The 14,027-nt window shown below is 69.9% G+C and carries 14 protein-coding genes and 1 tRNA gene; 11 read left to right on the forward strand and 4 right to left on the reverse strand.

All coding sequences use genetic code 11. The features are described 5' to 3' along the window. Window positions 1-2: 2 nt before the first annotated feature. Window positions 3-956 (reverse strand): LLM class flavin-dependent oxidoreductase, encoded by a 954-nt coding sequence (locus ACIG5F_RS40350; RefSeq protein WP_396525377.1) that lies wholly within the window; start codon window positions 954-956, stop codon window positions 3-5. Window positions 957-1,012: 56 nt separating this feature from the next. Here ACIG5F_RS40350 and ACIG5F_RS40355 point away from each other — a divergent pair, with 56 nt between their 5' ends. From ACIG5F_RS40355 to ACIG5F_RS40385, 7 genes are all read left to right on the forward strand, one after another. Then, window positions 1,013-1,861 carry a formylglycine-generating enzyme family protein gene (locus tag ACIG5F_RS40355; protein WP_396525378.1) on the forward strand — a complete coding sequence of 283 codons (849 nt, stop codon included), beginning with the start codon at window positions 1,013-1,015 and terminating at the stop codon, window positions 1,859-1,861. Continuing rightward, window positions 1,858-2,565, forward strand: coding sequence for a formylglycine-generating enzyme family protein (locus ACIG5F_RS40360; RefSeq protein WP_396525379.1), 708 nt, complete (start codon window positions 1,858-1,860; stop codon window positions 2,563-2,565). The genes ACIG5F_RS40355 and ACIG5F_RS40360 overlap by 4 nt, the downstream gene beginning before the upstream one ends. A gap of 104 nt (window positions 2,566-2,669) precedes the next feature. Continuing rightward, on the forward strand, window positions 2,670-2,939 hold the full coding sequence (locus tag ACIG5F_RS40365) for an acyl carrier protein (protein WP_396525380.1): 270 nt from the start codon (window positions 2,670-2,672) through the stop codon (window positions 2,937-2,939). Beyond that, complete coding sequence (locus ACIG5F_RS40370; RefSeq protein WP_396525382.1) at window positions 2,936-3,202, forward strand: hypothetical protein; 267 nt, start codon at window positions 2,936-2,938, stop codon at window positions 3,200-3,202. The genes ACIG5F_RS40365 and ACIG5F_RS40370 overlap by 4 nt, the downstream gene beginning before the upstream one ends. Then, window positions 3,199-4,335 carry a serine hydrolase domain-containing protein gene (locus ACIG5F_RS40375; protein ID WP_396525383.1) on the forward strand — a complete coding sequence of 379 codons (1,137 nt, stop codon included), beginning with the start codon at window positions 3,199-3,201 and terminating at the stop codon, window positions 4,333-4,335. The genes ACIG5F_RS40370 and ACIG5F_RS40375 overlap by 4 nt, the downstream gene beginning before the upstream one ends. After that, the gene (locus tag ACIG5F_RS40380; protein ID WP_396525385.1) at window positions 4,332-5,714 is read left to right on the forward strand and encodes a cytochrome P450; all 1,383 of its coding nucleotides are present in this window, start codon (window positions 4,332-4,334) and stop codon (window positions 5,712-5,714) included. The genes ACIG5F_RS40375 and ACIG5F_RS40380 overlap by 4 nt, the downstream gene beginning before the upstream one ends. Window positions 5,715-5,864: 150 nt before the next feature. Further along, on the forward strand, window positions 5,865-6,932 hold the full coding sequence (locus ACIG5F_RS40385) for an integrase core domain-containing protein (RefSeq protein ID WP_396525386.1): 1,068 nt from the start codon (window positions 5,865-5,867) through the stop codon (window positions 6,930-6,932). Between the two features lie 385 nt (window positions 6,933-7,317). On the opposite strand, the gene ACIG5F_RS40390 is transcribed toward ACIG5F_RS40385, so the two are convergent. From ACIG5F_RS40390 to ACIG5F_RS40400, 3 genes are all read right to left on the reverse strand, one after another. Continuing rightward, window positions 7,318-7,390: transfer RNA gene (locus ACIG5F_RS40390), tRNA-Ala, on the reverse strand. Between the two features lie 141 nt (window positions 7,391-7,531). Next, complete coding sequence (locus ACIG5F_RS40395) at window positions 7,532-8,371, reverse strand: DsbA family protein (protein ID WP_396525388.1); 840 nt, start codon at window positions 8,369-8,371, stop codon at window positions 7,532-7,534. Between the two features lie 80 nt (window positions 8,372-8,451). After that, entirely contained in the window at window positions 8,452-9,375 is a 924-nt protein-coding gene (locus ACIG5F_RS40400; RefSeq protein WP_396525389.1) for an alpha/beta hydrolase, read from the reverse strand. A gap of 68 nt (window positions 9,376-9,443) precedes the next feature. Here ACIG5F_RS40400 and ACIG5F_RS40405 point away from each other — a divergent pair, with 68 nt between their 5' ends. The 4 genes from ACIG5F_RS40405 (at window position 9,444) to ACIG5F_RS40420 (ending at window position 14,008) form a co-directional block, all read left to right on the forward strand. After that, window positions 9,444-10,166 carry a VIT1/CCC1 transporter family protein gene (locus ACIG5F_RS40405; protein WP_396525391.1) on the forward strand — a complete coding sequence of 241 codons (723 nt, stop codon included), beginning with the start codon at window positions 9,444-9,446 and terminating at the stop codon, window positions 10,164-10,166. Window positions 10,167-10,170: 4 nt separating this feature from the next. Then, window positions 10,171-12,537 carry an ATP-dependent helicase HrpB gene (hrpB, locus tag ACIG5F_RS40410; protein WP_396525393.1) on the forward strand — a complete coding sequence of 789 codons (2,367 nt, stop codon included), beginning with the start codon at window positions 10,171-10,173 and terminating at the stop codon, window positions 12,535-12,537. 19 nt (window positions 12,538-12,556) lie between these two features. Then, on the forward strand, window positions 12,557-13,057 hold the full coding sequence (locus ACIG5F_RS40415) for a DUF2127 domain-containing protein (protein WP_396525394.1): 501 nt from the start codon (window positions 12,557-12,559) through the stop codon (window positions 13,055-13,057). Window positions 13,058-13,177: 120 nt separating this feature from the next. Next, on the forward strand, window positions 13,178-14,008 hold the full coding sequence (locus tag ACIG5F_RS40420) for a glutamate ABC transporter substrate-binding protein (protein ID WP_396525396.1): 831 nt from the start codon (window positions 13,178-13,180) through the stop codon (window positions 14,006-14,008). Window positions 14,009-14,027: the final 19 nt, after the last annotated feature.

Raw genomic sequence — 14,027 nt, forward strand, 5'->3', positions numbered from 1 at the left:
GCCTACCGCGGTGAGAACACCGCGCCGAGGTGCTCGTACTCGGCCACGGTCGGCGGCAGGTCGACGATGATGTCGGTGACGCCGATGTCGGCGCAGGAACGCAGCCACTCGCGTACCTGCGCCGCGGAGCCGACCAGTTTGGGGGCATCGATGCCGCGGGTCGGCGCGCCGTACCAGAGCCGCTCGTCGTGCACGTCCTGCTGCTCGCCGAGGGCATAGCTGGCGGCGTGCTCGCTAGACACCACCTGGGACATGAACATCCGGCCGGCGATCACCTGCCGCCGGTCGTGCGGGTACAACTCGGCGGCGGCCGCCCAGGCCTGCTCCTCGGTGTCGCGCACCACAAAGCCGACCAACAGGGAAACGCGCTCGCCCCCTTGCTCCGATCGGACCCTGGCGATGTCCTTGGCCAGGGTTTCCCTCGGCCGGGCCATCATCAGCACGATGTCCGACGGCACCACACCCGGCGTCGACGAGGACGGCGTGACCACCAGCGGGCGCTCGACGTCCGCGTCGATCCGGCGGTCGATTTCGGCGCCCAGGTCGACCGAGAACTGGCCGAGCACGCGCCGTGCCGCCGCCTTGTCCTCGGCGCCGCCGCCCGCCCGGGACGACTTGGTCGCCCCCGCGACGATGTTCACGTGGGTGGGCCTGCCGAAGCGATAGCCGAGGTCAACCACCCGACGTGCCACCGATTCCGCGCTCTCCTGGTGCGGCCGGACCGCGACTATCGGCTGCAGCGCGGTGGAACAGGCGAGCACGTCGAACGCGGCCAGCCACGGGTCCATGGCGACCGGGAAGTCATAGACGAACGCGCCGACGATGCCGATCTTCTCCGCAGCGGCCAGATAGGCGGTCAACCGGTCGAGGTAGGTCCGCATCGGCAGCTTGCCGCCGACCCCGAAGTTCTCGGTGTGCGGCGGAACGATCAGGCTCACGGTGTTCCATTCGGTCACCACCATTACCTTACCAATCAAGGCGGTCCCGGATAAGCTTGCGTGCCAGGGGCGCCGTGACTTCGGGGGTGGGCATGCTCGTCGAGCACCGGAACTTCAGCATGGTCGAGTTCCCGGCGCGGGTGCTCACCATCGGCTCGGCCGACCCGGCCGCCGGCGGCCAGCCGCCGCACGAGGTGGAGCTGGACGCGTTCGCGCTGGGCGACAGGTGTGTCTCCGCGGCCGACTTCCACGCGTTTCTGCGCGATGCGCCCGCCGACGTCGATCACACGATGATCGACTGCATCGACCCGGGCTTTGTCGTCCACCGCGCCGACGGTTTCCGGCTGCGTCCGGGCTGCGCGGACTACCCGATGATCCAGATCAGCTTCTGGGCGTCGGCCGCGTACTGCAACTGGCTGTCCAGGACCGAGGGACTGCGTCCCGTCTACGACATCGGTGCGCGCGGCGCGGATCTCGACCGGGACGGCTACCGGCTACCCACCGAGGCCGAGTGGGAGGCGGCCTGCCTGGCAGGCCGGCGCGACGGCACGGACGTCGACCCGGACAGCTGGAACTGCGCGGACGCCGGCCCGACCGTGGTCAAGCTCCGCGCCGGCGAGACGCTGGCCGGTAACTTCCTGCCGGGGCACGGCGCGCCTGTGCCGGTGGGCAGCCTGCCGCCGGACGCCGCCGGTCTGTACGAGATGCTCGGCAACCTGCGCGAGTGGTGCCAGGACCGCTACGGCGCCTACTCCCCCGACCGTCAGCGCAATCCCAGCGGCGCGGCCCGTGGCGCGTTTCGGGTGGTGCGCGGCGGTTCGTTCATCGACCCGGCCGACTCGCTCGGGCCGGCCAACAGGCTGGCCGCCTATGAGGACACCAAGTGCGAGGTCTACGGCTTCCGGGTGGCGCTGCCCCGATGAGCGCCGACGTCACCACCGCAGAACTGCCGCTGTTCGCCGACGTGCCGCCGGGTGCCCTGCCCGGCGCGGCACCGACCGTCGGGTTCCGACTCGCGGTCGTGCCGACGACGGTCGCGCAGTACTGGTCTTACCTGGTCGACCAGGACCTGCACCGGGCAGCTTCGCCGTTGCTACACGGCTTTCCGGCCACCAGGGGCACCGGTCTGCGGAGTACCGCGACCGGCGCGGTGGAGTTCGACCGTGACCTGGCCGAACTGCCGGCCACGGGCGTGACCTGGGTCGGGGCGATGGCCTACTGCGAATGGTTGGGCGACCGCATCGGTACGCCGTGCCGGCTGCCCACCGTCGTGGAGTGGCACTACGCGGCGGCCGGTTCGCGCGGCCTGCGCTGGTCGCTCGGCGACGAATTCGACCGCAAGACCTACGCGCCGGCCGCGAGTCTGCCGCGCCCGGTCGGCGCCACGCCGGCGAACACGTTCGGCCTGAGGGACATGACCGGCAACGTGTTCGAGTGGTGCGCCGACCCGGTGACCGCGCCGGAGTCCGCCGGCGGCGGCATGCTCGGCTCCCGGATGATCAAGGGCGGTGCCTACACCGTGCGTAACCCGGAGAGCTTCGAGAACGCCACCGTGTTCTCCGCCGACGAGCTGAGCACCGTGCCATACATAGGTTTTCGTGTGCTCGGCGACACCGCCGACGGCTAGGGTGACCACGACGTGGTGGCCGCACGGCGAGGTCGGCCACAGCCATACCGCACAGCAGCGTTTTTTCACCGCATTGTTCTTCCCAATGGGACGGGGGACCGCAGATGGACGGTGTCGAGGTAACGCGAAGGCCCGTCTCCGACACATTGCGCGAGGTGCTGGTACGACACCTGCGGCGGGTGCCCGCCGACGTGGACTGGACCACGGTCACCCTCCCGGACCTGGGCCTGGACTCCATGGTGGCGATCGAGCTCGTCCTCGACCTCGAGGACACCTTCGGCGCGCAGTTCCCCGAGGACGCGTTGGTGCGCGAGACGTTCGAGACGTTCCAGTCGCTGGAGGCCGTGGTCAAGTGGATGGTCGACGGGTCATGACCGGGCAACGCCCCAGCTTCGATGAGTTCGTGGCCCCGCTGCGCGCGGATGCGCCCGCCCCGGACCGGATGCCATTGGCCGAGCTGCCCGTCGGCGACTACGCCCTGGTGACCTGGCTCGACGACGTGCACGCCCACAACCCGTTCGACGTCGCCGTCGAGGCGGAGATCGTCGCCAGGTGGGACACCGCGTCGCTGCGCGATGTCTACGCGCTGGTCTTCCCCGACGCCGACACCGACCTGCCAGGAGCCCCGTCGTCATGACCGTCGGCATCGACCTCGACCTGAGCACCGTTCGCGCCCTGTTCGACGCGGAGATCGAACACGGCCTGCAGTCCGGCGTGCAGCTGTCGATGTCCTACCGCGGCGAAGTGGTGGACATCGCCGCCGGGGACAACGGTGCGGGCGCGGCGATGACCATGGCCACCACGGTGCCGTGGACCTGCTCGTCCAAGCCGCTCGGCGCCATCGCCTTCGCCGCCGCGTGGGAGGCGGGCACGATCGACCTGGACACGCCGGTCGTCGAGGTGCTGCCGGAGTTCACCGGCGGTGGCAAGGAACTCGTCCGGGTGCGCGACCTGCTTACGCACACCACCGGCATTCCCGAGCCGATGATGTCGGTCGACCCGTCCGGCGCGAACGTGACGTCGTGGGCGGACATCGACGCGCTGATCTGGGCGGCGATCTGCGCCGCCAGGACCACGACGCTGCCCGGCGCCGCCATGATCTACAACCCGGTGACCAACTGGTTCGTGCTGGACCGCGTGCTGAACACGCTCGGCGGCGGCAGCTCCGGCGACAGCTACCGCGCCCTGTTCGACCAGCTCGGGCTGTCCGCCACCCTGGGCGCGGACTGGGCGCTGCCGGCCGAGCAGCGGGTGACCGTGGTCGCCGCGCCCGACCAGCAGTCCGGGCTGGAGGCGATGCAGTTGGCCAGCGCGCTGCCGCTGCCCGGTGTCGGGGTCTGGGGCTCGACGCGCGACCTGCGCGTGGTCGGCGAGGTGCTGCTGAACCGCGGCGCGCACAACGGCGGTTCGGTCATCGGCCGGGCGAGCGTCGAGGCGCTGACCGCGACGCACTGGCCCGGCACACCGTACCGATCGGTGGTCGACACCGACTTCGCGTACGGGCTCGGGGTGATGACGCAGCCGCTGGTGCTCGGCCGCCGCTGCTCCGCCCGCAGCTACGGCCATGCCGGCGGCAACACCTCCACCCTGCTGGTCGACCCGTTGTTCGACCTGGTGGTCGCCGTCTACTGGAACGGCCGGCTGAATGACGTCAAGACCGTCGCCCGGCGGTACGCGCTGGTCCGGGCCCTGTACACCGATCTCGGTATACAGCGGCTGCCGGTCACCAACGGCCCGGCCGCCGCACAGGAGTGGGAGGGCGAGAGATGAGCGCCGACAGCGCGACCGGCCGGCTGCCGGGTCCGAGCCTGGCCGGGCATGCCCGCTACCTCAAGGGACTGCTCGGCAATCCCTACGACGCCCTGCTCGAACTGCACCGCGTCTACGGTCCGGTGTGCCAGTTCGGCTTCGGCAACACCAAGTACGTGATGATGTTCGGCGCCGAGGCGAACCAGCTGCTGCTGTCCGACTCGCCGACGAAGCCGAGGTTCCTGCTGCGGGACGTGCTGGGCCTGCTCATCCCGGTGGTCGGCAGCTGCGCGATGGTGGTCAGCGACGGCGACGACCACCGGCGGCGGCGGTCGCTGGTCCAGCCCGCGTTCGCCTACCGGCGGCTGCAGAACTACGTGCCGACCATGCTCGACGAGATCCACCGGATGATCGACACCTGGCAGGTCGGCGAGACGGTCAACGCCTTCGCCGACGTGCGCTCGTGCATCCGCCGGATCGCCATCCGGTCGCTGTTCGGCGAGCGCCTCAAGCAGCACACCGACGAGATCGGCCACGACCTGCAGATCGCGCTGAACTACATCAACAGGTCGCCGTTCATGCGGTTCGACCACGACTGGCCGGGCACCGCATACCGGCGCGCGATGATCGCCCGTGGCCGGGTGGTCGCGCTGGTCGACGACGAGATCCGCCGGCGCAAGGCCGCGCCGGACGACCAGGGCGACGTGCTCGACGTGCTGGTCGGATCGTGCACGCACGGCGGCGAGAAGCTCAACGACATCGAGGTGCGCGACCAGGTGATCAGCCTGATCGCCTCCGGCTACGACTCCAGCAGTTCGGCCGCCGGGTGGGCGATCTCCGCGCTGCTCACCCATCCCGAGGTCTACGCCAAGGTGCGGGCCGAGGTGGATCGGGTGGCCGGCGACGACGTGCTGACCCACGAGCACCTCGAGGCGATGGACTACGTCGGCTGGACCATCAAGGAGATCCTGCGCCTCTACACGCCGGGCGTGCTGACCGGGCGGACCTCGGTGCAGGACTTCGAGTTCGCCGGGCACACCATCCGCAAGGGCACCAAGGTGCTCTACTCGCAGTACGTCACGCACCGGATGCCGCAGCTGTGGCCGGACGCCCTGGAACTCCGGCCGGAGCGGTGGGACCCGTCAGCGCCGGACTACCGGGAACCGGTGCCCTACAGCTGGGTTCCGTTCGGCGGCGGTCCCCGGCACTGCATCGGATTCACCTTCGCCGAGCTGGAGCTTCGCGCGCTGATCGCCGAGCTGGCCCGCCGGACCGAGCTGGCCCCGGTCGGCGACCCGATCCAGCCCACTGGCGTGGCGACCATGTGGCCCAAGGGCGGGGTTCCCGTTGCCGTAAGGGAAATCCGCCCGCCGGTGCTGGAGACCAGAACCCGCGCCTGAGTCCACTTCGGACGGAATCCGCGCCGATCAGTCAACGTGCAGCGCCGGCGTGCCCGCACGAGCACTGTGGGCCTGTGGGGTTCCAGAAGTCGGTCCACGCGTTCGACCTGCGGTAACGGACACGCGACGGGCAGGGCATGATCGCCAGCCGTGGCGTTGCGTCTGCTCTATCTGATCTTTCTCCGGCTGGTGGGCCTGGTGGTGCTGCTCGGCAGATCGTCGGCGTCCAAGGATGTCGAGTTGCTGGTGCTGCGCCACGAGGTCGCCGTGCTGCGCAGGGGTAACCCGAGACCTCGCTTGGACTGGGCTGACCGGGCTGTGGTCGCCGCGTTGGTCCGTCTGTTGCCTGCGAGGCTGCGGCTGCACCGGTTGGTCACCCCGGGCACGGTCCTGCGCTGGCATCGGCGCCTGGTAGCGGCGAAGTGGACCTATCCACACCGCCATGGCCGTCCACCCGTCGACGACGCGATCGCGGGGCTGATCGAGCGGATGGCCGCCGAGAACCACAACTGGGGTTACAAGCGGATTCAGGGTGAGCTGCTCAAGCTCGGCCACCGGGTCGGCGCTTCGACCATCCAGCGGATCCTGAAACGAGCACGCGTACCTCCCGCGCCGGACAGGCACACTGACACGACCTGGCGGCAGTTCCTGCGCACCCAGGCATCGACGATGCTGGCGTGTGACTTCTTCCACGTCGACTGCGCACTCACCCTGAAGCGCATCTACGTGTTCTTCGTGCTGGAGGTCGGCAGTCGCTACATCCACATCCTCGGCACCACAACGAATCCGGACGGCGGGTGGACCACGCAGCAGATCCGCAACCTCGTGATGGACCTGGGGGAGCGGGTCGGCAAGTTCCGGTTTCTCGTCCGCGACCAGGCTGGCCAGTTCGCGGCCTCATTCGACGCTGTTCTGGCTGATGTTGGCATCAAGGCGGTCAAGATTCCGCCGCGTTGTCCGCGGGCGAACTGCTATGCCGAACGGTTCGTCCGCACGGTCCGATCCGAGCTCACCGATCGCGTGCTGGTCCTGAACCGGCGGCATCTGGACACCCTGCTCGCCGAGTACGTCCGGCACTACAACGGTCGACGGCCGCACCGGTCCCGCGAGCTTCGCCCACCGTGGCCGGACTACCCCGTAGCGAACCTCGACTTCCAGCGGATCAAGCGACAGCGGCTCCTCGGAGGCCTGATCAACGAGTACGAACGGGCCGCGTAAAGCTACTGGTCAGCACCAGTGGCTGACTTTTGGAACCCCACAGGGCCAGCATCGCGTCCCGCGTGCCCAGATGACGATCGACTTCCCGAACGGTGTAGGCCCTGACGTGGCCACACCGGCCCTGAACGCCACCATCTAGATAGGCGGGTACCGGCGGGGCATTCAAACGCATCAGGCAGCGCGTCAGAGATACGCTGCAAAGAATCCCCAAGTGGGTGACACGAGTCTGGAGCAAAACGTTGACCCTGTTTCGCACAGGGTCAGGGCCGTGCTCCAGATTTGCTCCAGTTGAGCGTGCGACTGTCCACTTGGGACGGAGATACAAGATCGCCCCCAGTCCCGGGATTCCCAGGTCAGGGGGCGTATCTGTTGTATTCATATTGGGTGGAGCTGAGGGGACTCGAACCCCTGACCCTCACACTGCCAGTGTGATGCGCTACCAGCTGCGCCACAGCCCCGAAACGAGATTCGAAACCCGGGTTGGTAGGTCCCTCATCTCGTAGGGCAAACACTACACGACGGGGCCCGGGAAAGTGAAATCGGGGGGTGGGGTGGGGCGTTCACGCAGGTCAGGTGGGTGAACGCCCCGGGGCCCTGGGTCAGGCGTTGAGGAGCTTGTCGAGCCACTGGGGATCTTGGAGGGCCTGGATGGCGGTGGTGCCCTGCATGACGGTGGGGGTGCCCTGAAGGTTGACGGGCGGGGCGGAGGCGGTGGTGACCTGCTGGGTGACGAGGTTGTTGTACGCCCCCTTGTTCACGTCGTCGGCGAACTGGGGGGCGGTGATGCCCAGGCGCTTGCCGAGGCTGATGAGCTGGTCGTTGGTGTAGCCGGGTCCGCCTTCCTTGGGCTGCGCGGCGTAGAGGCTGGCGTGGAAGTCGGCGAACTTGCCCTGCTTGGCGGCGGCGATGGCGGCGTTGGCGGCCAGGGTGGAGTAGCCGGCGGGCTTGGTGTTGGCGTCGAGGATGTTGAGCAGGTGGTACTTGACCTGCAGCTGACCGTCGGCCATGGCCTTGGCCATCTGGGCCCCGCTGGCGGTCTCGAGCTCGCCGCAGTAGGGGCAGGTGAAGTCCTCGTAGACGTCGATCTTGACCTTGGCGGTGTCGGGCCCGCCAATGACGGTGCCGTCGTCGCCGACGGTGGTGGTGTACTGGCTGCTGGAGTTTGTGATCTTGATCCCGTCGGTGCCGGAGGCGGCCGGGGGCGCGGACTGCTGGGTGGTGATGATCACAGCGGCGATCACGGCCACGGCCACGACGATCACGGCGACGACGCCGATGGCGATGTTGCGGCGGTCGTTGCGGGCGCCGCGGGCGGCGGCGACGGCCCGGGCGGCGTTGGCCTTGTTCCGGTCGCGCTTGTGATTCTGGCCCGGGGCCGACTTCTGCTGACCCGCATTGGCCTTGTTCTGGTTTCGCTTGTTGTTCTGGGCCGCGCCCACGGTGAACCGTCCTCCTCGTCGCCGGCCGGCCCACTCGGCGGCCGAGTACCTGGCGAAATGCTACCGACGGAATCTTGGCGTTAGCTGAGAAGACCTTTTCGCAACGCCGATATGCACCGTTCGAGCGCGTCGGCGGCCGCCGGGATCAGGGGCGCGTAGCTGGCGAACGAGTGCACGAGGTGATCGAATCGCACGACCTCGGCCGGCACACCGGCCGCCTGGAGCAACCGGCCGTAGGCCTCGGCCTCGTCCCGCAGCGGATCGTGCCAGACGGTGGCGATGAAGGCCGGCGGCAGCCCGGAGAGATCCGGGACCAGCGCGGGGGCGAGGGTGGCGGGCGGCGGCCCGTCGACGTGCCCGGCGTAATGCCGCAGGAAGGCCTCGATGTCGGCGGTGCAGAGCACGGGCGCGTCGGTGTTCTCGGCCCGCGACGGAAAGTCGCCGACGCCGCCGGTCGACGGGTAGAGCAGCAGCTGGAACCGCAGGTCGGGCCCGCCCTGATCCCGGGCAAGCAGGGCGATGGCGGCGGCGAGGTTGCCGCCGGCGCTGTCCCCGGCGACGCCGATCCGGTTCGGGTCCCCGCCGATTTCGGCGGCGTGTTCGGCGACCCAGCGCAGCACGGCGTAGGAATCGTCGACGGCGGCCGGATAAGGGTGTTCGGGGGCCAGCCGATAGTCGACGGCGACGACAACGGCCTGGGCGGAGCGGCTGATTCGACGGCACAGATCGTCATGGGTGACCAGACCGCCGGTGCACCAGCCGCCACCGTGCATGAACACCACGACGGGCAGCCCGACGGCGCCGCGGACCGGCTTGTAGACGCGGACCGGCGCCGGCGTGGTTGTCAGGTCGGTCACCTCGCCGACCTGCACGACCGGGGTCATCCGCTGCCAGCGGCGGTTGAGGTCCTCGCGGACTTCGACCACGTCGGCGCCGGGAGCCGACACCCGGGCCACCGGGAAGGCCTCGACGAACTGGGCGAGTTCAGGATCGATCTGTGGCATGACGCTAAGGCTAGGCAACGCTTCCCAAGGCTTTCCTCAGAACCCCGGGTGGCTATTACCCTCCAATCGTGACCCAGGTTGACGAAACTGTGCAGAACGAGGTCGGCCACACCCACAACGACCTGTCCGGCGGCTGGCTGCGGCCGGCGGTGTTCGGCGCGATGGACGGCCTGGTGACCAACATCTCACTGGTGGCCGGGGTCGGCGGCGGTGGCGCGAGTGCGCACGTCATCGTGCTGACGGGCATGGCCGGCCTGGTCGCCGGGGCCTTCTCGATGGCCCTGGGCGAATACGCCTCGGTGCAGACGCAGAACGACTCGGTGCAGGCCGAGGTGGCCACCGAGCGCCGGGAACTGCGCGAGAATCCGGCCGCGGAAAAGGCCGAGCTGGTGCAGATGTTCACCGAAATGGGGTTGACGGAGTCGACCGCGACCCAAGTGGCCGAGGAAATTCACGCCGACGAGGAATTGGCCGTCCGGGTGCACATCGAGCAGGAGCTGGGCGTCAATCCGGACGACCAGCCCTCGCCGCTGGTGGCGGCGATCTCCTCGTTCCTGTGTTTCTCGATCGGCGCGCTGTTCCCGCTGCTGCCGTTCCTGTTCGGCTGGGAGTCGCTGCCGGCCGGCCTGGGCATCGGCGGCATCGGCCTGTTCGCGGCGGGCGCGGTGGTGGCCCGCTTCACGACCCGCCAGTGGTGGTTCAACGGCCTGCGCCAGCTGGGCTTCGGCGTGATCGCGGCCGGCGCGACCTACCTGGTGGGCATGCTGATCGGCGTGTCTGCGGCAGGCTAGCGGGGTGCGACTCCCCGATCTTCCGGTCCGAGCGGTGCTGGACGAGCTCAACGCCGCCCTGGCCGATCACGGCACGACGGTGCTGGTGGCCCCGCCGGGCACCGGCAAGACGACGCTGGTGCCGCTGGCGTTGCCGGGCCGGGTCGTCGTCGCGGAGCCGCGACGGCTGGCGGCCCGGGCGGCGGCGGCCCGGATGTCGGAGCTGCTGGGCGAGTCGGTCGGCGGCACGGTCGGCTACGCGGTGCGGGGCGACCGCCGGACCTCGAAGCAGACCCGGATCGAGGTGGTGACCTCGGGCCTGCTGCTGCGCCGCCTGCAACACGACCCGGAGCTGGCCGGCGTCGACGTGGTGTTGCTGGACGAGTGCCACGAGCGCCACCTCGACGCCGACCTGCTGCTGGCGCTGCTGCTCGACGCCCGGGCCGGCCTGCGCCCCGATCTCCACGTCCTGGCGACCAGCGCAACCGTTGCGGCGCAACGACTGGCGCAGATCCTCGGGCCCGACACCCCGGTCATCGAGGCCCACGCGCGGACGTTCCCGATCACCACGACGTACGTGCCGCCGGCGAGGAACGAGCGCCTGGAGCACCACGTGGCGCGGACAATCCACCTGGCACTGTCCGAAACGGACGGTGACGTTCTGGTTTTCCTGCCCGGTGTGGGGGAAATCCGCCGCGTCACGCAGCAACTGCCGAACCTCAACGTCCTCCCCCTGCACGGCCGGCTGGCGGCCAGGGCCCAGGACGAGGCGCTGCGCAAGACCGTCGAAAGACGGATCGTGCTGGCCACCGCGGTGGCGGAGTCGAGCCTGACGGTGCCGGGCGTCCGGGCGGTGGTCGACGCCGGCCTGGCCCGGTCGCCGCGGGCCGATCACCGCCGCGGCCTGTCCGGCCTGGTCACCACCCGCGTCTCCCAGGCGGTCGCCGACCAGCGGGCCGGTCGCGCCGGCCGTGAGGCCCCGGGCCACGTCTACCGGTGCTGGCCGGAGCACGAGCAGGCGACGCTCCCCCGCTACCCCGAGCCGGAGATCCGCACCGCCGAGCTGACCCGACTGGCCCTGGAGCTGGCCTGCTGGGGCACTCCGGACGGCAGCGACCTGGCCTGGTGGGACGCGCCGCCGCCGGGCGCCCTCGCCGCCGGCCAGCAGACGCTGCGGGCCCTGGGCGCCCTCGATGCCCACGGCGTCACCGACCGCGGCCGCCGGATCGCCGAGCTGGGCCTGCATCCCCGCCTGGGCCGGGCCCTGCTCGACGGGGCGCAGGCGCTTGGCACCCGGCCGGCGGCCGAGGTCGTAGCGCTGCTGGACGACGACAGCCAGGCCACCTCCAACGACGTCGAGACGGCCGTCCAGAGACTCCGCCGGGAGCAGCCGAAGGCCTGGCAGCGTGAGGCCACCAGGCTGGCCAAGCTGGTCGAGGGGCCGAAGAAGACCACCGACGACCCGGCCCTGATCGTCGCCCTTGCCCATCCGGAGCGGCTGGCGCGGCGGCGTGACCAGGGCTCGCGCAGCTACCTGATGGCCGGCGGCACCGCGGTCGAGACCGACGGCCCGAACGACAGTGAGTGGCTGGCCGTGGCGATCGCCGACCGGGAGCCGGGCCGCGCGCACGGCCGGATCCGGCTCGCCGCCCGGGCCGACCAGGAGCTGGCCGAACGGGCGGCCCCGGCGCTGCTGACCGAGGCCGACGAGGTGACCTGGGCCAACGGCGACGTCGTCGCCCGCCATGTCCGCAAGCTCGGGGCGATCGTGCTCGCCGAACGCCCGTTGGCCAATCCTGACCCGGATCAACTGCGCAAAGCGCTCACCGAGGGCCTGACCAGAGAGGGCATCGGCCTGCTCGGCTGGAGCCAGGACGCGACCCGGCAGCGGCAGCGCATGGAGTTCCTGCACGCCGCCCTCGGCGAGCCCTGGCCCGCGGTCTCGGATGACGACATCATCCGGAATGTCGACCTGTCGACCGCCCGTCGGCGCGCTGACCTGGGCCGGATCAGCGCCCAGCACGTGCTTCAGACCATGCTGCCCTGGCCGGCGGCGGCCCGCCTGGACGAGCTGGCCCCGGACCGGATCGAGGTGCCGTCGGGCTCCCGGATCCGCGTCGACTACACCGACGAGGGCCCGGTGCTGCCGGTGAAGGTGCAGGAGACGTTCGGCTGGACCGACACGCCCCGCATCGCCGACGGCCGCGTCCCGGTCCGGCTGCACCTGCTGTCCCCGGCCGGCCGCCCGGTGGCGGTCACCGGCGACCTGGCCTCGTTCTGGCGGCAGGGCTACCCGCAGGTGCGGGCCGAGCTGCGCGGGCGCTACCCCAAGCACCCGTGGCCGGACGATCCGCTCACCGCCACCCCTACTCGCCGCACGAAACCGCGCTGACCAGAGCATCCTGGTCGACGTGACGAACACGACCACCACCGACAAGCTGTTCCGGGTCGCCATCGCGATCAAGGGGCTGGACGGCCTTGGCCAGCTCGTGCTGGGCATCGTGCTGATCTTCGTCCCGCCCATGCTGATCACCGGGCTGGCCAACGAGGTGGTCACCCGGGACCTGCTCGGTGACCCGAACGGCACGCTGTCCACGCACCTGGAGACCGCCGCCCACAACTTCGCCGACGGCAGCAGCCGCGGCTTCGCCATCGGCTACCTGCTGCTGCACGCCGTCATCAAGCTCGGGCTGGTGGCGGCGCTGCTGCGCAAGATCATGCCGCTCTACCCGGTGGCCGTCGTCGTGCTCGGGGCCTTTGTCGTCTATGAGGTCTATCGGGCCGTTCGGACCCATTCGATCGCGCTGCCGATCTTCGCCGCCGTCGATGTGGTGATCATCGTGCTCGTCGTCCGCGAATACCTCCAGCTGCGCCGTGAGCGCTCCGCATCCGCGACGGAAGCTCACAACTGAACTGTCAACCAACCTGGCGCGTAATGGAGTGTGACGTAGTCGAGCACTGATCGATTGGACTCGGCCGCCTTGGATTTGTTAGGCAGTGCAGGCCGCCTCGACCTGAAGGGGACCTCTGACATGCGCCTGCGGGGATCATTGCGAGCGACCGCCGCACTCGCCGCGCTGGCACTGCTGGCCGCCTGCGGCGCCGGTGGTCCGGCCGACTCCCTGTCCGGGGCTGCCGCGCAGGGCAAGCTGACCATCGGCATCCGGTACGACCAGCCGGGCATCGGCGAGAAGACCCTCAACGGCCTGTACCAGGGCTTCGACGTGGACGTGGCCAGGTACGTGGCCAACGAGCTGGGCGTGGCCCCGGCCGACATCACCTGGAAGGAAGCCGAGCCCGCCGACCGGGAGACGCTGCTGACCAGCGGCAAGGTCGACATGGTTGTGGCCGCGTACACGATCAACGACAAGCGCAAGAAGCTGGTCGACTTCGCCGGCCCGTACTTCACTGTGGGCCAGGACCTGCTGGTGCGGCTGGACGACCCCACGATCACCGGGCCGCAGTCGCTCAACGGCAAGAAGCTCTGCTCGGTCGCCGGCTCCACCTCGGCCCAGCAGGTGAAGGACAAGTTCGCCCAGCAGACCCAGCTGGTGGAGTACAGCCGCTACTCCGACTGCGTCACCGCGCTGCTGGCCCGCATCGTCGACGCCGTCACCACCGACGACGTGATCCTGGCCGGTTACGCCGCGCAGAACCCCGAGCTGCTGCGGGTGGTCGGCAAGCCGTTCACCAAGGACTCCTACGGCATCGGCCTGCGCAAGGGCGACACCGACGGACAGCGCAAGGTGGACGCCGCGCTACAGAAGATGATCTCCAGTGGGGCCTGGCGGTCGGCGTTGCAGAGCAACGTCGGCAGCTCCGGCTACCAGATGCCCTCGCCGCCGGCCATCACCGAGGGCTGATCCGGAGTTAGGTTGGGGG

The sequence above is a fragment of the Kutzneria sp. NPDC052558 genome, from assembly GCF_044547355.1.
In the GTDB taxonomy this organism is placed as follows: Bacteria; Actinomycetota; Actinomycetes; order Mycobacteriales; family Pseudonocardiaceae; genus Kutzneria.